Genomic DNA, 18,981 nt, shown 5'->3' with positions numbered 1-18,981 from the left:
GCCCGGCCCTGTCGCTGGTGTTCGGACCCGGAACCCCCCTCCCCTCTCCGCCGCCTGCCGAGACCGTCGAGATCCGCCGTGCACCGGTCCTGTCGGCCATGGCCGCCCGCGCCGCGATCCGGCCCGCGCGCGCGATGGAGCCGGCGGTCGCCTCGCCGCGACCGTTCCTGCCCGAGGTCTCCCTGTCCGAGGTCTCCCTGCCCGAGGTCTCTCTGCCCGAGGTCCGCGAGCCGGAGATCGAGCTCGGCTTCGAGAACGCCGAGCCGGACTTTGCCGAGCCGGACTTTGCCGAGCCGGACTTTGCCGAGCCGGACTTTGCCGAGCCGGATTTCAGCGAGCATGCTTTCGCGGCGCACGCCTTCGAGCCTTCCTTCGCGATGCCGGCCGCCGCGCCGCCGGTGATCGTCCCGATCCCGCCGCGTCCCGTGCTGCTGCGCGGCAAGGCCGCCCCGGCACCGGAGCCGGTCGCGGTCGCGCCGGCCCCCGAGCCCGAGGAGGTCCCCGCCCCCGTGGAGGCCTACGCCGAACCGGTCGTCCAGGCGCCCGCGATCCCCGCCCCGGCGATGCCGATCGTCGGCCGCCCACACCTGATCGCCGCCGGCCGGCACCTCGCCATCGCCTCGGTCGAGAACGCCGACTACGAGCTTCCCGCCCTCGATCTCCTCGCCATGCCGGTGCCCGGCGAGAGCCCCGAGGTCGATGCCGACGTGCTGGAGCAGAACGCCCTCAACCTGCAGCAGACGGTCCAGGATTTCGGCGTGCGCGGCGACATCCTCGCGGTGCGCCCAGGCCCGGTCGTGACCCTCTACGAGCTCGAGCCGGCGCCCGGCACCAAGTCCTCCCGCGTCATCGGCCTGTCGGACGACATCGCGCGCTCGATGTCGGCGGTCTCGGCCCGCGTCGCCGTCGTGCCGGGCCGCAACGTCATCGGCATCGAGCTGCCGAACGAGATCCGCGAGACGGTCTTCCTGCGCGAGCTGCTCTCGGCGCCGGACTTCTTCGCCAGCAAGCACAAGCTCGCGCTGTGCTTGGGGAAAAACATCGGCGGCGAGCCGATCATCGCCGATCTCGCCCGCATGCCGCACCTGCTGGTGGCCGGCACCACCGGCTCGGGCAAGTCGGTGGCGATCAACACCATGATCCTCTCGCTCCTCTACCGGATGAAGCCGGAGGAGTGCCGCCTGATCATGGTCGACCCGAAGATGCTGGAGCTGTCGGTCTACGACGGCATCCCGCACCTGCTCTCCCCCGTCGTCATCGACCCGAAGAAGGCGGTCATCGCCCTCAAATGGGCGGTGCGCGAGATGGAGGAGCGCTACAAGAAGATGTCCAAGATCGCGGTCCGGAACATCGACGGCTACAACGCCCGGATGGCCGAGGCCCGCGCCAAGGGCGAGACCATCACGCGGACGATCCAGACCGGCTTCAACCGCGAGACCGGCGAGGCGGTGTTCGAGGACGAGGCGATGGACCTCGCGGCCCTGCCCTACATCGTGATCGTGGTCGACGAGATGGCCGACCTGATGATGGTGGCCGGCAAGGACATCGAAGGCGCGATCCAGCGCTTGGCGCAGATGGCGCGCGCGGCGGGCATCCACCTGATCATGGCGACGCAGCGTCCGTCGGTGGACGTGATCACCGGGACGATCAAGGCGAACTTCCCGACCCGGATCAGCTTCCAGGTGACGAGCAAGATCGACTCGCGCACGATCCTGGGCGAGATGGGCGCCGAGCAGCTCCTGGGCCAGGGCGACATGCTGTTCATGGCCGGCGGCGGGCGCACGACCCGGGTGCACGGGCCGTTCTGCTCGGATTCGGAGGTCGAGAGCGTGGTCGCCCACCTCAAGCGCCAGGGCCGCCCGGCCTACCTCGAGGCGGTCACCGCCGACGACGGGTCCGACGAGGCGCCGAAATCGGCCGGCAGGGGCAAGGGCAAGGCCGAGGCGGTCGAGGCCGAGACCGAGGAGGCCGACCTTCCGGTCTTCGACGTCGGCGCTTTCGTGGCGGCGTCGGGCGGCGAGGCCGGCGACCTCTACGAGCAGGCGATCCAGGTGGTCTTACGCGACCGCAAGGCGTCGACCAGCTACATCCAGCGCCGTCTGCAGATCGGCTACAACCGCGCCGCGTCGATCATGGAGCGGATGGAGATCGAGGGCATCGTCGGGCAGGCCAACCACGCCGGCAAGCGCGAGATCCTGGTCGAGGGCGCGCCCCACGCCGCCAGCATGTACGACGACGAGTGACGACGAGGCGCCGGCCGGAAACGCGGCCGGCGTCGCATCTTCGCCACAGGGCGCCGCTCTAACGGCATCCGACGACACGGCCCGGCGCCCCGAGGGGGCATCACGGCGCGACGGGCGTTTCGCACGCCTTCGCGCTTGAAGCCGACCATCGCTTGCGGGACGCCGCACCCGCCCAGGAGACGCCTGACCATGCTCGGCCGCCGCACCCGACTTGCCGGATCGCTCCTCGCGGTCGCGGCCTGGATCGCCCCTGTGGCGCCGGCCGACGCACAGGTCAGCAGCTTCCTCGACGGCCTGTTCGGCCGCAAGGAGCAGCCCGCTCCCGCGCCCGAGCCCGAGGCGGCCCCCGCCGCACCGGCCGCGGCACCCGCGAAGAAGACGGTCGCCAAGCCTGCGGCCAAGGATGCGAGCAAGGACTCGGCGAAGGACGCGAAGTCGCGCTCGGCCGAGAAGCCCGCCGCCAAGCCGGTCGCCGCCAAGCCCGCCGCGGCGGATGCGAAGGTCGCCGCCGTCGGCGCGCCGACCCCCGCCCCAGCCGCCGCCTCCGACGAGGCGCCGGACGCCGCCACCGTGCTGGCCCAGGCCAACGCCTACTTCAACGGCATGAGCACGCTCACCGGCTCGTTCATCCAGATCGCCGCGGACGGGCGGAAGATCGGCGGCAAGCTCACCATCGCCAAGCCCGGGCGCCTGCGTTTCGACTACGACGCGCCCTCGCCGCTGGAGGTGGTGGCCGACGGCACCTCGGTGGCGGTGCGCGACCGCAAGCTCGCGACCCAGGACCTGTACTTCATCGCGCAGACCCCGCTGAAATTCCTGGTCCGCGAGAAGATCGACCTCGCCCGCGACCTCACCGTCACCGACGTCTCGAACGACCCGGGCGGCGTCCGCATCAGCCTGGAGGACCGCGCCACGCTCGGCGGGACCTCGAAGATCCAGCTGTACTTCGATGCCGACATGAAGGTGCTCGGCCAGTGGCGGATCACCGATCCGCAGGGCTACCTCACCACCGTGCAGCTCTCGAACCTGCAGAAGGGCAAGGCCGTCGACGGCAACCTGTTCTTCATCAATTACGGGCGCCCCGAGGACAAGGCGATGCAGGAGCGGATCAAGCAGTCCCAGACCCCCTGAGGTCCGCGAAAGGCCGCCATGGTGAGGCTTCCTTAACGCTTTCCGCATCGATCCGGGGAAGGACGTCCCGAAGCGCGCCGATCGGCGTGGCCTGGCGCGCCGGTGAACCCGCCGTCAAGGCGCGCCGCCCGATCGTGCCCCTCGATCGATTCGAGGAAGGGTTCGACATGGAAATCGCCAGGCTGCTCCACACCTTCGCAGGTCCCGTCGCCGCGTTCCTCGCGGTGGTGCCGGGCCTTCGCCGCCCGGCCGGCCCGCCGCCGCCGGTGCTGGATGGGCCGACGATGACGAACGTCGACTTCCCGGCCGTCCAGCCGCCGAGCGCGACGTACTGGCCCGAGCGCTCCTGCATCCTCTCGGGCCGCCCCGAGCAGACCGCGACCTACGTCTACGAGAGCCCCGACAAGCTGTTCGCCGCCGGGATCTGGACCTGCCGGCCGGGCAAGTTCCGCATCGATTTCGGCCGGGACGAGTTCATCCACCTGCTCGAAGGCGTGGTGACCGTCACCGACGCCGAGGGCCGTTCGAAGACCTATCGCGCGGGCGACGCCTTCGTCACGCCGAAGGGCTTCTCCGGCACCTGGGACGTGATCGAGCCGGTGCGGAAGCACTTCACCTATTACGGCGCGGTCGATTGAGGGCCCTCACGCCGCCTGCGGGCGCCAGCGGTCGAGCTCGCTGTCGATCGCGCCTTCGGTGCCGCGCATGAACTCGGCGGCCGGCAGGCCCGGCGCCAGGGTGGCGAGGTAGCTCACCGTCACGGTGCCGGCGCGCGTCGACGACCCGGTCGGCCAGTACAGCCCGGAATTGACCGCCACCGGCAGCACCGGCAGGCCGAGACGCCCGTACAGCAGCTCGACGCCGCGCTTGAACTGCAGCTTCTCGTCGATGGTGCCGCGGGTGCCCTCGGGGAAGATCAGCACCGAGCGCCCGTCGGCTACCGCGGCGCGGCTCTCGTCGATCATCGTGCGCAGGGCCTGGGTGCCGTTGGCCCGGTCGATGATGATCATCGGCGAGCGCCGCAGGAACCAGCCGACCACGGGGATCGCGACGAGCTCGCGCTTGGCGATGATCGCCACGTCGGGCACCAAGATGAGGAAGGCCAGCGTCTCCCAGGCCGACTGATGGTTGGCGACGATCAGGCAGGGCTCGGCCGGGATGCGCTCGCGCCCCTCCTCGACGTAGCGCAGGCCGCAGATCGTGCGGAGCCCGAACAGGATGCCCCGCGCCCACAGGCGCGTCGCCGCGCGGATCGGCCGGACCGGTGAGCCGGAGGCGGCCAGCACCGCGAGCGGTGCCAGGAACAAGGCCGTCCAGGCGGCCCAGTAGGCGTTGAACAGGACGGAGCGGATGCGCGGCAAGGGGCTATGTCTCTGGCGTGTCGTCGAGCGGGGCCGACCGATGGTCTTTGCGCGGACATACCCCGTCGTCCGGGGCGGAGCACGCCATTTCCGCAGGCCGCCCGGTCGCAGCGTCGATCGCGCCGGCGAATCGCGCTATCCACCGGCCTCCCCCCGACAACCGCGAGCGTTTCCGTTGCGCCTCACCGTCACGTCCTGGAACATCAACTCGGTGCGCCTGCGCATCGATCTCGTGCTGCGCTTCCTCGCCGAGGCGAAGCCCGACGTGCTGTGCCTGCAGGAGACCAAGTGCCCGGACGACGCCTTCCCGCTGAAGGCCTTGCGCGGCTCGGGCTACGAGAACGTCGTCTTCGCCGGGCAGAAGGGCTACAACGGCGTCGCGATCCTGTCGCGGTTTCCGCTCGTCACCCGCGCGGTGATGAGCTTCTGCGAGCGCCAGGACGCGCGCCACATCTCGGCGGTGCTCGGCCCCGAGGCCGGCGCCGCGGCGGGCATCGCGCTGCACGATTTCTACGTGCCGGCCGGCGGCGACGTGCCCGACACCGCGCTCAACCCGAAATTCGCGCACAAGCTCGACTTCCTGCGCGACCTGCGCGCCTGGGGCGGGCGGCGCGTGAAGGGCCCCGCGATCCTCGTCGGCGACCTCAACGTCGCGCCGCTGGAGCACGACGTCTGGTCGCACAAGCAGCTGCTCGACGTGGTGAGCCACACCCCCGTCGAGACCGAGGCGCTGGAACGCTTGCGCAACGAGGCCGGCTGGGTCGACACCGCGCGCCTGCTGACGCCGCCGCCGGAGAAGATCTTCACCTGGTGGAGCTACCGCTCGCCCGACTGGTCGGCGGCCGACAAGGGCCGCCGCCTCGACCATGCCTGGGTCTCGCCCGACCTCGCCGGCACCGTGCGCAAGGTCGAGGTCGCGCGCGAGGCCCGCGGCTGGGCGCGCCCGTCCGACCACGCGCCCGTGACGTTGACGCTGGAGCTCTGACCGGAACGCGAACGGGGCCGGCGCATTGCATCTTCACACGCTCGTGAAGAAGGTTCGCCGACCCCATGCGAAAGATCCTGCTCGCCTTCCTGCTGCCGAAGGTCGTCTCTTATCTCCGCCGCCGCTACGGCGGCGCCCAGACCCCGCACCGCCGCTCGTTCTGAGCGTCCGTACCCAGCCTCATGGGTCAGGCCCCATGAGGCTCGGTTCCAGCTCTAAGCCCGCGACGCGCCCGCCCTCACCCGGCGGGCGTTCCTGCGTCCGTAGCCCACGTACAGGGCGAGGCCGAGCGTCAGCCAGACCGCGAGGCGGATCCAGGTCTGGCCCGGCAGGCCCGCCATCAGCAGCAGGCAGGACAGGATCCCGAGGCTCGCCACCAGCCCGACCGCCGGGACCCGGAACGGGCGCGGCCGCTCCGGCTCGGTCCGGCGCAGGATCAGCACGGCGGTGCAGACCAGCACGAAGGCGAAGAGCGTGCCGATGCTAACCAGCTCGCCGAGTTCCTCGATCGGCACGAGGCCGGCCACGAGCGCGGTCATCAGGCCGATCGTCGCCTGGCTCAGCATGGGCGTGCGCGTCGTCGGGCTCACCCGCGCGAACAGCCGCGGCAGCAGGCCGTCGCGGGCCATGGCGTAGAAGACCCGCGCCTGGCCGTAGAGCGCGGTCAGCGTCGAGGTCGTCAGCCCGATCAGCGCGCCGAGCTTGATCGCGACGGCGAAGCCGCCGAGCCCGATCGCGTCGATCGCCTTGGCGATCGGGTCGGCGACGTTCAGCGCCCGGTAGGGCACGAGCCCGGTGAGCACCGCGGCGACCGCGACGTAGAGCACCGTGCTCACCGCCAGGGACCCGAGGAGGCCGATCGGCGCGTCGCGCTGCGGGTCGCGGGTCTCGCCGGCGGCGGTCGAGACCGTCTCGAAGCCGATGAAGGCGAAGAACACCACGCCGGCGCCGCGCAGGATGCCGCTCCAGCCGAATTCCCCGAAGGTGCCGGTGTTCTCCGGGATGAACGGGTGCCACAACTCCGGCTTCAGGTGCGCCGCCCCGACGCCGACGAAGGCAAGGATGATCGCGACCTTCAGCGCCACCATCGCGGTGTTGACGAGCGAGGCCTCGCGGCTGCCGCGCATCAGGAGCGCCGTCAGCGCGAGCACGATCTTGGCCGCCGGCAGGTTGACGAGGCCGCCTCCGCCGGGCGCCGCGGCGAGCGCCGCCGGCAGGCGCAGGCCCGCATCCGCGAGCAGGCTCTGCGCGTAGCCCGACCAGCCCACCGCGACGGTGGCGGCGGCGAAGGCGAATTCGAGGACGAGGTCCCAGCCGATGATCCACGCGCAGAGCTCGCCGAGCGTCGCGTAGGTGTAGGCGTAGGTCGAGCCCGGCACCGGGATCATCGCGGCCAGCTCTGCGTAGCACAGCCCGACGAAGGCGCAGGCGATCCCGCCGGCGACGAAGGATAGCGCGAGCGCCGGGCCGGCATAGTCCGCCGCCGCGGTGCCGGTGAGGACGAAGATTCCCGCCCCGATCGTCGCGCCGAGGCCGATGCAGACCAGCCCGAACGCCGACAGGCTCCGCGCCAGCGCCGGCCCGTGGTCGTCCTCATGCCCGGCGACGAGCGCGGCGACGGATTTCTTCGCGGCGAAGAAGCCTGTGGTCATGGCGTGGCGATGTCCGAGCCCGCGGAAGATGCAGCGAGGCTGCGGCAAGTGCCGCGCCAGCGATAGCCGCGCCACGGAAAGTTTCTCAGGGTCGTCCGCGACGGAGCGCTCAGGCACCGGCCGGACGCCGAATCGAGCACGGGTCCCTTCGCCCAGGGGGAAAAGGACAGGATGAGGGGCGTGAGCTTTCGGAGAGTCACGCCCCTCTCCCCGACACACTTTTCATGGGAGAGCGAGCGCGGCGTGCTTCGCAGGATCCATCCGGCGCCGTCACGCCGCGATGGAGACCGGATCGATCGCAGGGCGGCGTCCGCGAACGCCCCGCTCAGCGGCGCTCGTACAGCAGCCGCGCGCGGATCGTGCCCGGGATCGCGCGGATCTCGGCGAGCAGGGTCTCGGCGTCGGCGTTGGTGGCGTCGGTCTCGAGCACCACGTAACCGACCTCGCCGTCGGTCTGGTAGAACTGCCCGGCGATGTTGATGCCCGCGCTCGAGAACACCGCGTTGAGGCGGTTGAGCATGCCGGGCAGGTTCTGCTGCACGTGGATGAAGCGCGCGCCGGTCGGGCGCGGCGGGAGCTGCACCTGCGGGAAGTTCACCGCGCCGATGGTCGAGCCGATGTCGGAGTAATCCACCAGCTTGCGCGCGACCTCCGAGCCGATGCGCTCCTGGGCCTCCTCGGTCGAGCCGCCGACGTGGGGTGTGAGGATCACGTTCTCCAGGCCCTGGAGCGGCGAGACGAAGCGCTCCTGGTTCGAGCCGGGCTCGACCGGGAAGACGTCGACGGCGGCGCCGGCGAGGTGCCCGTCGCGCAGGGCCCGTGCGAGCGCGTCGAGGTCGACGACGGTGCCGCGGGCGTTGTTGATCAGGTACGCGCCCGGCTTCATCGCGCGGATCTCGGCCTCGCCGATCATGTTGGCGGTGGCGTCGGTCTCGGGCACGTGCAGCGAGACCACGTCGCTCTGGGCGAGCAGCTCGGCGAGCGAGGCGGTCGGCTCGGTGTTGCCGTGGCGGAGCTTGTCGGTGTGGTCGTAAAAGTCGACCCGCATGCCCATGGCCTCGGCCAGCGTCGAGAGCTGCGTACCGATGTTGCCGTAGCCGACGATGCCGAGCGTCTTGCCGCGCACCTCGACCGAGCCGGCCGCCGACTTGTCCCACTGGCCGGCATGCGCCCCGACCGAGCGCGGCACGATCCGGCGCAGGAGCATCACGATCTCGCCGATGACGAGCTCGGCGACCGAGCGGGTGTTCGAGAACGGCGCGTTGAACACCGGCACGCCGCGCCGCCGCGCGGCGTCGAGGTCGACCTGGTTGGTGCCCACCGAGAAGCAGCCGACCGCGAGCAGGCGGTCGGCGGCGTCGAGGGCCGCCGCGTCGAGCTGCGTGCGCGAGCGGATGCCGAGGATGTGGATGCCCTTCAGGGCCTCGTGCAGCGCATCGCGGTCGAGCGCCTTCGGCAGGCGGACGAGGTTGGTGTAGCCGGCCGCGCGCATCAGCCCGACGGCGCTGTCGTTGATGCCTTCGAGCAGCAGCACCCGGATCCTGTCCTTCGGCAGCGACAGCTTCTCGGGCAGGGCCAGGGTTTCGGGCAGCGGGAGCGGTTCGGAGTTCATGGTGCGATCGGCCGTTCGACGAGGGCGCCTCCGGGCGCCGAAGGCCGGCAGCGATAGGAGCGGTGATTTCGCGATGCAACGACGCGGGCGGATGGCTGGGATGCATCGGCTTTCCGGTGCGACCGTTCCGTCATGCGAAATGGCCGCCGCTCACCCGCGCGGGCGGGCGGTCCGCGCGGCGCCGAGTTCGGCGATCTGCCGGGTCTGCGCGCGGATCAGATCCTCCAGCTGCTTGGTCCGGATGCGGTCGAGCTTGTCGTGCAGGGACACGATCTCGATCTCGGCGCGCAGGTTGACCTCGTAGTCGAGGCCGGCGGCGATGCGGTCGCGCTCCGCCTGCCGGTTCTGCGACATCAGGATCACCGGCGCCTGCAACGCCGCGACCATCGACAGGATCAAGTTGAGAAAGATGTAGGGATAGGCGTCGAAGCCGCCCCCCGACCCTGCGAGGACGACGGTGTTCAGGACCACCCAGCCGACGAGCAGGCCGGTGAAGGCGATGATGAACCCCCACGAGCCGCCGAGCCTGGCGACCCGGTCGGCGAGGCGTTCGCCGAAATCCGGGCCCGCGCGCGACGTCGCGGCGGCGCCCGCGTCGCGGGCATGGACGCGCCCGGCGATGTGCGCGAGGACGCGCCGATCGTGCGGCGACAGGCAGCCCAAGCCCTGATCCAGGAGCTGCCGGGCGAGCCGGGCGACCGCCTCGTCTCCGTCGGCGGACATGCCGGTGCCCCTCTCCTGCTACGTCGCCATGCCCTTCACGAGGCGTTCGATGGCGTCGAGGGCATCGCCGATGCGTGCGGTCTGGGCCAGGATCTTCCCGGCTTCGACCTTGGCGTTCGCATCCGTCTGCCACCAGATGCCGCCGTCGATGTTCCTGATCATCGTCGTGAGGCGGTCGTTCTGGACACCCATCGCCTCGATCGCAGTCTGACAGATCATGATGTCGCCCCCTGATGTTCAGCGAACATATCTCAAACGGGCGGGCAGCAGCGAAGAATTCGCATCGCGGCCCGGGAGACGCCCGGTGGCCGGGACTGGCGCCGCGAACCGTTTCGTGTATGGTCCGCGCGGCCTCGGCCCGGCGACGGGCGGGGCCGAAACCGCTTGGACCAACGACCCTGCTGGACGACATCCCGGCATCGGCCAAGGCTCGAGCATGCCTCAGGCGCCGTCCTCCCGATCCGGAGGGGCGGCCGCACGGCGCTTCTGAAAACCTCACCTGAAAGGCACTGCGATGTCGATCTCGGCAGAGCGCAAGACCGCGCTCATCAAGGAATACGCGACCGTCGCCAAGGACACCGGCTCGCCGGAGGTCCAGGTGGCGATCCTCACCGAGCGGATCACCAACCTCACCAGCCACTTCAAGACCCACGGCAAGGACAACCATTCCCGCCGCGGCCTCCTGAAGATGGTCTCGCAGCGCCGCTCGCTGCTCGACTACGTGAAGCGTCGCGACGAGGCCCGCTACCGCAGCCTCATCGAGCGCCTCGGCATCCGCCGCTAATCCAGCCCACGCGGTTCCGAGCCCGGCTCGGGACCGCTTTTTTCAAGATCTCGGGTGGCCGGAACGGGTCCGGCCCCGCGAGCAACGGGCGACTTCGAGGCGCGAACACCAGGGACAGGATCGCAGGGCACTCCTCCAGCCGGAGTGCCCCGCCGTCTTGCCCCTGGCCGCGCCGGGTTCGCCCGCCGCATGATGGCAAGGACGACAAGAATGTTCGACGTACAACGTGAAGAGCTGATGTGGGGCGACCGCCGCCTCGTTCTGGAGACCGGCAAGGTCGCCCGCCAGGCCGACGGCTCGGTGATGGCCACCTACGGCGAGACCTCGGTTCTCGCCACCGTCGTCTCCTCCAAGGAGCCGAAGGTCGGGATCGACTTCCTGCCGCTGACCGTGAACTACCAGGAGCGCGCCTACGCCGCCGGCCGCATCCCCGGCGGCTACTTCAAGCGCGAGGGCCGGCCGTCCGAGAAGGAGACGCTGGTCTCCCGCCTGATCGACCGCCCGATCCGCCCGCTCTTCGTCGAGGGCTGGCGCAACGACACCCAGGTCGTCGTGACCGTGCTCACCCACGACCTCGAGAACGACCCCGACATCCTGGCGATGGTCGCGGCCTCGGCGGCGCTCACCCTGTCCGGCGTGCCGTTCATGGGCCCGATCGGCGCCGCCCGCGTCGGCTACGCCAACGGCCAGTACGTGCTCAACCCGCCGGTCCCGGAGATGGACGGCGCGGTGCTCGACCTCGTCGTCGCCGGCACCACCGACGCGGTGTTGATGGTCGAGTCGGAGGCCAAGGAGCTGTCCGAGGAGATCATGCTCGGCGCCGTAATGTTCGGCCACAAGCACTTCCAGCCGGTGATCGAGGCGATCGTGCGCCTGGCCGAGAAGGCCGCCAAGGAGCCGCGGGCCTTCTCGCCGCCGGAGAATGCCGACGTCGAGGCCGCCGTGCTCGGCGTCTGCGAGTCCGAGCTGCGCGACGCCTACAAGATCACCGTCAAGCAGGAGCGCTACAAGGCCGTCGACGCCGTGAAGGCGAAGGTGGTCGCGGCTCTGTGCCCGGCCGAAGGCGAGCAGAAGTTCGCCCCCGAGAAGGTCAAGGCCGCTTTCAAGGAGGCCCAGTCCAAGGTCGTTCGCTGGAACATCCTCGACACCGGCTCGCGCATCGACGGCCGCGACGTGAAGACCGTCCGCCCGATCGAGAGCCAGGTCGGCGTGCTGCCGCGCGCCCACGGCTCATCGCTGTTCACCCGCGGCGAGACCCAGGCGCTCGTGGTCGCGACGCTGGGCACCGGCGAGGACGAGCAGTACATCGACGCGCTGCAGGGGACCTACAAGGAGACCTTCCTGCTGCACTACAATTTTCCCCCCTACTCGGTGGGTGAGACCGGCCGCATGGGCTCCCCCGGTCGCCGCGAGATCGGCCACGGCAAGCTCGCCTGGCGCGCGATCCACCCGGTGCTGCCGCCGGCCCACGAGTTCCCGTACACGATCCGCGTCGTGTCCGAGATCACCGAGTCGAACGGCTCGTCCTCGATGGCCTCGGTCTGCGGCGGCTCGCTGTCGCTGATGGATGCGGGCGTCCCGCTGCGCCGTCCCGTCGCCGGCATCGCCATGGGCCTCATCCTCGAGGGCGAGCGCTACGCGGTGCTCTCCGACATCCTCGGTGACGAGGACCACCTCGGCGACATGGACTTCAAGGTGGCCGGCACGGACGAGGGCATCACCTCGCTCCAGATGGACATCAAGATCGCCGGCATCACCGAGGAGATCATGCAGGTCGCCCTCGCCCAGGCGAAGGACGGCCGCGCCCACATCCTCGTGGAGATGGCCAAGGCGCTCACCGCCGCCCGCCCCGAGCTCGGCGAGTACGCGCCGCGCATCGAGACCATGCAGATCCCCACCGACAAGATCCGGGAAGTGATCGGCACCGGCGGCAAGGTGATCCGCGAGATCGTCGAGAAGACCGGCGCCAAGATCAACATCGACGATTCCGGCACCGTGAAGATCGCCTCGGCTGACGGCAAGGCGATCAAGGCGGCCTACAACTGGATCCGCTCGATCGTCGCGGAAGCCGAGCCGGGCATGATCTACGAGGGCACCGTCGTGAAGACGATGGAGTTCGGCGCCTTCGTGAACTTCTTCGGCGCCAAGGACGGCCTCGTCCACATCTCGGAGCTCGCCGCCCAGCGGGTCGCCAAGGTGACGGACGTCGTCAGCGAGGGCCAGAAGGTCAAGGTTAAGTTCCTCGGCCAGGACGATCGCGGCAAGATCCGCCTCTCGATGAAGGTCGTCGACCAGGAGACCGGCGAGGACCTCACCGAGAAGCTCAAGGCCGAGCGCGCCGAGCGCGGCGAGCCCGAGCGCGAGGAGCGGGCCCCGCGCGAGCGGAGCGAGCGCAGCAGCCGCGGCGAGCGTCGCCAGTCGAACGACTGATCGTCCGGACCCGCGGTCCTGACGGCGAAGACGGCGCGGTCCCCTCGGGGCCGCGCCTTTTTCGTGGGCGGTTCCGGCGCGGCGGCAAGGAACGCCGGCCTTCGGAGGGCGTTCGATCCGCGACCCCAACAGGAGCGCACCCGACCCCATGGCCAACGACATGATCCACGACATCTTCAGCGGCGAGCCGAACCTCAGCACCACCGAGCGCGCGGTCTCGGTGGCGCTCGGCCTCGGCATCGCGGCGGCGGCCGCGCAGCCGCGCCCGAACAAGTGGCTGAGCCTCGCGGCCCTCGTGGTCGGCGTCGGCCTCGCATTGCGCGGCGCCACCGGCCATTGCGCAATCAAGGCGGCCTCCGACCACATCTGAGCATCGGACCAGTCGCAACGAAGAAGGGGGCGCCTTGCGGCGCCCCCTTTTCTACGTCGTGGTCCGTGTCGGCGAGCGCGACCTCAGAGCGTGGTGGTGCGGCCGCGGCTGGCGATGAAGCCGTAGATCGCGAGGACGACGATCGCGCCGACCACGGCGCCGATGAAGCCCGCGCCCTGGTTCGGGCCGTACCAGCCGAGCGCCTGGCCGAGGAAGGTGGCGACGAAGGCGCCGACGATGCCGAGGATGGTGGTCAGGATGAAGCCCGACGGCTCGTTCGAGCCGGGCATGATGAACTTGGCGACGATGCCGGCGAGGAAACCGATGACGATGGTCCAGAGAATACCCATGACGAACCCCTTGGCGACGTGACGCCTGACGATGTGACGCCGCTTTCGGATGACGCGACGCTGGAACGGTGTTGAAACGCACGGTGGCAGCGGGGGTTGCGACGGATTGGCCGTCGCCGGATCTTTTTCCGCACTGCAATGGGCCAAGGCCGCCGGCCCGGCGCCCCTTTACCTCGCACGCGCCCGGCGGCAGAAGCGATCCGAAGATCAGCCGGGGGACAGGACATGACGATCGAACGCTTCGAGCCGGGCGCGCGGATGGCGCAAGGCGTGGCCTACGGCGACACGGTGTATCTCGCCGGCCAGGTCGCCGCCGACACGGTCGGCACCGGCGTCACCGCGCAGACGCAGGCCATCCTCGGCCAGATCGAGCGCCTGCTGGCGGCTGCCGGCAGCGACAAGGAGCGGATCCTGATGGCGACGATCTACCTGGCCGACATGGGCACATTCGCCGAGATGAACGCCGCCTGGGACGCCTGGGTGTCGAAGGACAACCCGCCCGGCCGCGCCACGGTCGAGGCCAAGCTCGCCGGGCCGGAATACCTCGTCGAGATCGTCGTCGTCGCCGCGCGGTCGGGCGCATGAGGGCCGCCGCCCTCGCACGCGCGATCCTCCTCGCGGGCCTCACGCTCGTGAGCGGGCCGGCGTTGGCGGCGGGGCCGGAGCGGGTCGTCAACATCTACAACTGGTCGGACTACATCGATCCGAAGGTGCTAGAGGCCTTCACCCGCGAGACCGGGATCAAGGTGGTCTACGACACCTACGACAACAACGAGATCCTCGAGACCAAGCTGCTCGCCGGCAAGTCCGGCTACGACGTGGTGGTGCCGTCGGGGCCGTTCCTGCAGCGGCTGATCCGGGCCGGCGCGTTCCTGCCCCTCGACAAGGCCAAGCTGACGAACCTCGGCAACGTCTGGCCGGAGATCGCCGGGCGCCTCGCGACCTACGATCCGGGCAACGCCTACGCCGTCGACTACATGTGGGGCACCACCGGGCTCGGGCTCAACCTCGGGCTGGTGCGCGAGCGTCTCGGCGCCGGCGCCGCGCTCAACACCTGGAACCTCGTCCTCAACCCGGCCTCGGCGAACAAGCTCAAGGATTGCGGGATCATGATGCTCGACTCGCCCGAGGACCTGATCCCGAGCATGCTGCCGACCTTCGGCCTGAAGAGCGACTCTAAGCGCTGGGACGACATCACCCAGGTCGCCGACGCGCTCTTCAAGGTGCGCGGGACGGTGCGGAAGTTCCACTCGTCGGAATACATCCAGTCGCTCGCCAACGGCGATCTCTGCGTCGCGGTCGGCTATTCCGGCGACGTGCTGCAGGCGAAGAAGCGGGCCGACGAGGCGAAGAACGGCGTCGAGATCGCCTACCTCATCCCGAAGGAGGGCACGCTGATGTGGTTCGATGCCTTCGCGATCCCGAAGGACGCCCCCCATGCGGCGGAGGCGCTGAGCTTCATCGACTACATGCTGCGCCCCGAGGTTGCGGCGGCCAACACCAACTTCGTGTCCTATGCCAGCGGCAACCTGCCCGCGAAGAAGCTCGTGAAGCCGGACATCCTGGCCAATCCCGGCATCTATCCCGACGACGCGACGATGCAGCGGCTCTCGGTCAACACCGCCTGGGACGACCGCACCCAGCGCTTCGTCACACGGGCCTGGACGCGGGTGCGCACCGGCAAGTGAGCCGTCAAGTGAGCCGTCGCCGCGGGGAGCGCGCACGAAAAAGCCCGGCGCGATGGCCGGGCTTCGATCGTCGCGGGCGACCGTGATCAGTCCTTGAGGTCGGCCGGCACCTTGCCGCCGTTCTCCTCGAGCTTCTTGATCACCTGCTTGTGCAGCCAGACGTTCATCGTGGCCGAATCGTCCTTGTCGCCCGTGTAGTGCAGCTCGTCGGCGAGCTGCTTGCGGGCAGTCAGGCTCGAATCGAGATCGAGGAGCTTCATCAGGTCCACGATCGAGGTGCGCCAGTTCAGCGTCTGGGAATTCTTCTGGGCCATGCCGTTGAGCACCGCCTCCACGTCCACGGGCTCGCCCGAGGCGGACGGCGTCGCGTCGGCCGTGGTGGTCGAGGCCGGGCTGCTGGCGCCGCCGGCATCCGCGGTCGAGGGGGCCGCCGCGGAGGAGGCGCCTCCGAACGGATGCAGGATCTTGCTGACGATGCTGCCGAGTAGGCTCATGAGATCATTCCCTCGATCGATGCCGCGGAAAAGCGCCGCAGTCGCGTGACAACGGGAGCCGGACCGGCCTGTTCCGGCCGCGCCGCAACGTCAGCGGAAGAGCGGCAGGGCGGCTCCGAGCAGGGCGAGGCCGGCGAGCAGGCAGAGCCCGCTCCATCGTTCCAGGATCGGCGCCCGATCCGGGTCGCGCGTCGACATGCGGGCAAGGCCAACGCCGCAGGTCAGGCAAGCGAAGCTGAGCATCGCGACGATCATCCCCAAGGCAGACTTCTCTGGTGGAAAGGATGGATGCCTTATACAGAAATGAATGGCAATAAAATTCGACTCTGTGGATATCTCTCAGACACGCTTTCTATGAGTACAGAACCGTTTTCCAGCATCTGAAAGTTGCATTGGAATACCTAGGCGATTTTGCGCGGCTTCATCCTTCGTAACCATGTGGTCGCAATCGAAGTGCTTGCCACGCGCGAGCGAGGGCGGATGGCGTTTTCGGCGCGCCGATTTGCACTTTCGCCGGCCTGTGGCATGGGAGCGGCCGAAGCCGCTCCGCTCCCGAGCCCGGAAATCCCGAGCCCATGCGTCAGTTCCCCAATCGCCGTACGATCCTCGCTGCGGGCCTGCTCGCGTTCGGGGCGGACGCCCTCGGGGCGGGCTCCGCGACGGCGCAGACCGCGCCGGTGCCCGTCCGCATCGGCGTGATCCCGGTGATCGGCGCGGCGCCGATCTTCGTCGCCAACGGAGAGGGCTGGCTCGAGGCCGCCGGGCTCAAGCCGGGATTCACCACCTTCGAGTCCGGGCCGAACATGATCCAGGCGCTGGCCTCCGGCACCATCGACGTCTACGTCGCGGGCATCGCGCCGCTGGCGGTGGCGCGCACCAAGAACATCGACGTGCGCGTGGTCGCCGCGACCGCGGTCGAGGAGATGGTGTTCGTCGCAGGCCCCAAGCTCGCGCCCTACTTCGCGGCGACCGCCGACAAGGCGGAGGCCTTCCGCCGCTACCGGGAGAAGGAGGGCCGCGCCGCCCGCCTCGCGACCCAGCCGCCGGGCTCGGTGCCGAACACCACGCTGCAGCACTGGCTCTGGCAGGTGGCCAAGACCGACAAGACGAACGCCGAGGTCGTCGCCATGGGCATCGACGCGACGCAGCAGGCTCTGCTCGCCGGCGCCGTCGACGGCGCCTCGATCCGCGAGCCGGCGCTGACGATCGTCCAGCAGCGCAACCCGGCGATCGCCCTGATCGCCACCGGCGCCGAGATGTTCCCCGACCAGCCCGGCACCGTGGTCGCCGTCTCGGGCGCCTTCGCCGACAGGAACCCGGCCGCGGTGCAGGGCCTCGTCGACGCGCTGGTGAAGGCGACCGACCTGCTCAAGACCGATCCGGCCCGCGCCGCGCCGCCGGTCGAGAAGGCGCTCGGCAAGGGCATCACCGATCTCGCCACGATCCGGAAGGCGTTGTCCTCGCCGGCGGCGAAGTTCACCGCCGACCCGCGGGTGATCGTCGAGGCGACGCGGAAGATGCAGGCCTATCAGGTGAGCATCGGCACCCTCGACAAGGACGTGCCGATCGACGGCCTGTTCGTGCCGGGCTTCTACGAGAAGGCGATCGCGCGCTGACCGTCCTCCGCGCGATCCTGCTGTCGGCCCTCGGGCTCGCCGCCTTCCTCCTGGTCTGGGAGGCGCCGCCCCGGCTCGGGCTGATCAACCCGGCCTTCCTGCCGCCGCCGAGCACGATCCCGGCCGCGTTCCTGCGCGAGATCGAGCTCGGGGTGTGGTTCGAGGCGGTGGCGTCGAGCCTGAGCCACTACCTCGTCGGCCTCGCCGTCGGCGCGGGCGCCGGGATCGCGCTCGGCCTCGTCGGCGGCATGTCGCGGACGTTCGAAGCCGCGACCGCCTGGGTTGTGCGTCTGCTGCGGCCGATCCCGGGCCTCGCCTGGGTGCCGTTCGCCATCATCTGGTTCGGCGTCGAGCCGTCGGCGGCCGTGTTCATCATCGCCATCGGCGTGTTCTGGATCGTCTTCTTCGCGACGCAGGGCGCCGTGCGCGGCGTCGACCGCGACCTGATTGAGGTGGCACAGGCCTTCGGCTTCCGCTCGGCCCCCGCACGTCTGACCAAGATCCTGCTGCCGGCGGCGACGCCGGGCATCCTCGTCGGCCTGCGCACGGCGCTCGGCCAAGCCTGGATGGCGGTGGTCGCGGCGGAGATCTTCGGCGTGCCGGGCGTCGGGCAGCGGATGATGCAGGCCTCGAGCCTGCTCTCCACCGACATCGTGGTCGTCTACATGCTCACCATGGCCGGGCTCTACGGATTGTTCGATTCGGCGTTCGTCGCCCTGCAGGGCTGGCTCCTGCGCTGGCGGGCCTGAGCGCATGGCGACCCAGGCCGACACCGCCATGCGCGACCCGATCATCGCCTTCCGGGCTTTGAGCCTCGCCTACGCGCGCGGGGGCACGCGCAACGTCATCCTGTCGGACCTCGACCTCACCGTCGCGCGCGGCGAGTTCCTGGTGATCGTCGGCGAATCCGGCGTCGGCAAGTCGACGCTCTTGCGGGTGCTGATCGGCCTCGCCGCGCCGAGCTCGGGCACGGTCGAGCTGGCGACGCGGCCCGGCTGCCGCACGCCGATGGCCCTGGTGTTCCAGGATGCACGCCTGCTGCCGTGGCGGCGGGTCGTCGACAACGTCGCCTTCGGCCTGGAGAACAGCGGCCTGTCGCGTTCCCAGCGTCGGGCCAAGGCCGCCGATATGCTGGCCCTCGTCGGGCTCGACGATCTCGCCCAGCGCTGGCCGCACCAGCTCTCGGGCGGGCAGCGCCAGCGCGTCGCCATCGCCCGTGCGCTCGCGGTCGACCCGGACGTGCTGCTCATGGACGAGCCGTTCTCGGCCCTCGACAGCTTCACCCGCGAGGGTCTCCAAGATGAGGTGCAGCGCATCCAGGCCGCCACCGGCAAGACGGTGCTGTTCGTGACCCACGACATCGACGAGGCGGTGACGCTGGCCGACCGGGTGGTGGTGCTGGCCGGCAAGCCCGGCCGGGTGTCGGCGGAGGTGCGGATCGACCTGCCCCGTCCGCGCAGGCGGCGCGATAGCGCATTGCTCGAAGCGGCACGGCGCCTGCGGAGCGAGCTCTCCCGCGATTCGGCCGAACTCTGACGCCGC

The 18,981-nt window shown here is 70.1% G+C and carries 20 protein-coding genes; 12 read left to right on the top strand and 8 right to left on the bottom strand.

Annotated features, from left to right (window positions below):
* The 3 genes from FV227_RS02970 to FV227_RS02960 form a co-directional block, all read left to right on the top strand.
* Window positions 1-2,243: DNA translocase FtsK (locus FV227_RS02970; protein ID WP_281407531.1), on the top strand; the 2,243-nt coding region annotated here is incomplete at its 5' end.
* Window positions 2,244-2,432: 189 nt separating this feature from the next.
* Window positions 2,433-3,374, top strand: coding sequence for an outer-membrane lipoprotein carrier protein LolA (locus tag FV227_RS02965; protein WP_147858238.1), 942 nt, complete (start codon window positions 2,433-2,435; stop codon window positions 3,372-3,374).
* 167 nt (window positions 3,375-3,541) lie between these two features.
* The gene (locus FV227_RS02960; protein WP_147728930.1) at window positions 3,542-4,012 is read left to right on the top strand and encodes a cupin domain-containing protein; all 471 of its coding nucleotides are present in this window, start codon (window positions 3,542-3,544) and stop codon (window positions 4,010-4,012) included.
* Window positions 4,013-4,018: 6 nt separating this feature from the next.
* Here FV227_RS02960 and FV227_RS02955 read toward each other — a convergent pair whose 3' ends face one another.
* Window positions 4,019-4,735, bottom strand: coding sequence for a lysophospholipid acyltransferase family protein (locus FV227_RS02955; RefSeq protein WP_147858237.1), 717 nt, complete (start codon window positions 4,733-4,735; stop codon window positions 4,019-4,021).
* A 175-nt stretch (window positions 4,736-4,910) separates the two neighbouring features.
* Between FV227_RS02955 and xth the strand changes: the two genes are divergently transcribed.
* Window positions 4,911-5,720 (top strand): exodeoxyribonuclease III, encoded by an 810-nt coding sequence (xth, locus tag FV227_RS02950; RefSeq protein WP_147728932.1) that lies wholly within the window; start codon window positions 4,911-4,913, stop codon window positions 5,718-5,720.
* A gap of 215 nt (window positions 5,721-5,935) precedes the next feature.
* Here the strand turns inward: xth and FV227_RS02945 are convergent, their stop codons facing one another.
* The 4 genes from FV227_RS02945 to FV227_RS02930 all read right to left on the bottom strand — a co-directional run bounded on the left by FV227_RS02945 (window position 5,936) and on the right by FV227_RS02930 (window position 9,926).
* Entirely contained in the window at window positions 5,936-7,372 is a 1,437-nt protein-coding gene (locus tag FV227_RS02945) for an amino acid permease (protein ID WP_147858236.1), read from the bottom strand.
* A 325-nt stretch (window positions 7,373-7,697) separates the two neighbouring features.
* Window positions 7,698-8,984 carry a phosphoglycerate dehydrogenase gene (gene serA / locus FV227_RS02940; protein WP_187274662.1) on the bottom strand — a complete coding sequence of 429 codons (1,287 nt, stop codon included), beginning with the start codon at window positions 8,982-8,984 and terminating at the stop codon, window positions 7,698-7,700.
* Between the two features lie 150 nt (window positions 8,985-9,134).
* Window positions 9,135-9,707, bottom strand: coding sequence for a DUF1003 domain-containing protein (locus FV227_RS02935; RefSeq protein WP_147858235.1), 573 nt, complete (start codon window positions 9,705-9,707; stop codon window positions 9,135-9,137).
* 18 nt (window positions 9,708-9,725) lie between these two features.
* Window positions 9,726-9,926, bottom strand: a complete 201-nt coding sequence (locus tag FV227_RS02930) for a hypothetical protein (protein ID WP_147840989.1) — start codon at window positions 9,924-9,926, stop codon at window positions 9,726-9,728.
* A gap of 295 nt (window positions 9,927-10,221) precedes the next feature.
* Between FV227_RS02930 and rpsO the strand changes: the two genes are divergently transcribed.
* From rpsO to FV227_RS02915, 3 genes are all read left to right on the top strand, one after another.
* Window positions 10,222-10,491, top strand: coding sequence for a 30S ribosomal protein S15 (gene rpsO, locus FV227_RS02925; protein WP_147726935.1), 270 nt, complete (start codon window positions 10,222-10,224; stop codon window positions 10,489-10,491).
* A gap of 210 nt (window positions 10,492-10,701) precedes the next feature.
* A complete protein-coding gene (pnp, locus tag FV227_RS02920) occupies window positions 10,702-12,921 on the top strand; it encodes a polyribonucleotide nucleotidyltransferase (RefSeq protein ID WP_147840990.1) in 2,220 nt (739 codons plus the stop codon).
* Between the two features lie 148 nt (window positions 12,922-13,069).
* Entirely contained in the window at window positions 13,070-13,291 is a 222-nt protein-coding gene (locus FV227_RS02915) for a YgaP-like transmembrane domain (protein WP_147726933.1), read from the top strand.
* Between the two features lie 83 nt (window positions 13,292-13,374).
* Here FV227_RS02915 and FV227_RS02910 read toward each other — a convergent pair whose 3' ends face one another.
* Window positions 13,375-13,641, bottom strand: a complete 267-nt coding sequence (locus FV227_RS02910; RefSeq protein ID WP_147726932.1) for a GlsB/YeaQ/YmgE family stress response membrane protein — start codon at window positions 13,639-13,641, stop codon at window positions 13,375-13,377.
* Window positions 13,642-13,866: 225 nt separating this feature from the next.
* Between FV227_RS02910 and FV227_RS02905 the strand changes: the two genes are divergently transcribed.
* Together FV227_RS02905 and FV227_RS02900 are read left to right on the top strand one after the other, a co-directional pair.
* Window positions 13,867-14,226 (top strand): RidA family protein, encoded by a 360-nt coding sequence (locus FV227_RS02905; protein ID WP_147726931.1) that lies wholly within the window; start codon window positions 13,867-13,869, stop codon window positions 14,224-14,226.
* A complete protein-coding gene (locus FV227_RS02900; RefSeq protein ID WP_147726930.1) occupies window positions 14,223-15,329 on the top strand; it encodes a polyamine ABC transporter substrate-binding protein in 1,107 nt (368 codons plus the stop codon). The genes FV227_RS02905 and FV227_RS02900 overlap by 4 nt, the downstream gene beginning before the upstream one ends.
* Window positions 15,330-15,415: 86 nt before the next feature.
* On the opposite strand, the gene FV227_RS02895 is transcribed toward FV227_RS02900, so the two are convergent.
* The gene (locus FV227_RS02895; RefSeq protein ID WP_147726929.1) at window positions 15,416-15,823 is read right to left on the bottom strand and encodes a DUF3597 domain-containing protein; all 408 of its coding nucleotides are present in this window, start codon (window positions 15,821-15,823) and stop codon (window positions 15,416-15,418) included.
* Window positions 15,824-15,913: 90 nt separating this feature from the next.
* The gene (locus FV227_RS28805) at window positions 15,914-16,066 is read right to left on the bottom strand and encodes a hypothetical protein (protein ID WP_187274661.1); all 153 of its coding nucleotides are present in this window, start codon (window positions 16,064-16,066) and stop codon (window positions 15,914-15,916) included.
* A 332-nt stretch (window positions 16,067-16,398) separates the two neighbouring features.
* Between FV227_RS28805 and FV227_RS02890 the strand changes: the two genes are divergently transcribed.
* The 3 genes from FV227_RS02890 to FV227_RS02880 are packed head-to-tail and all read left to right on the top strand — an operon-like array spanning window position 16,399 to window position 18,975.
* Entirely contained in the window at window positions 16,399-17,439 is a 1,041-nt protein-coding gene (locus FV227_RS02890) for an ABC transporter substrate-binding protein (protein ID WP_147858234.1), read from the top strand.
* Window positions 17,436-18,188 (top strand): ABC transporter permease, encoded by a 753-nt coding sequence (locus FV227_RS02885; protein ID WP_147726938.1) that lies wholly within the window; start codon window positions 17,436-17,438, stop codon window positions 18,186-18,188. The genes FV227_RS02890 and FV227_RS02885 overlap by 4 nt, the downstream gene beginning before the upstream one ends.
* A gap of 28 nt (window positions 18,189-18,216) precedes the next feature.
* Window positions 18,217-18,975 (top strand): ABC transporter ATP-binding protein, encoded by a 759-nt coding sequence (locus FV227_RS02880; protein ID WP_147726937.1) that lies wholly within the window; start codon window positions 18,217-18,219, stop codon window positions 18,973-18,975.
* Window positions 18,976-18,981 lie beyond the last annotated feature (6 nt).

The organism is Methylobacterium sp. WL119 (genome assembly GCF_008039875.1).
GTDB lineage: Bacteria > Pseudomonadota > Alphaproteobacteria > Rhizobiales > Beijerinckiaceae > Methylobacterium.
The sequence above is the reverse complement of the archived record's forward strand: the minus strand, read 5'-3'. Positions and strand labels throughout refer to the sequence as shown.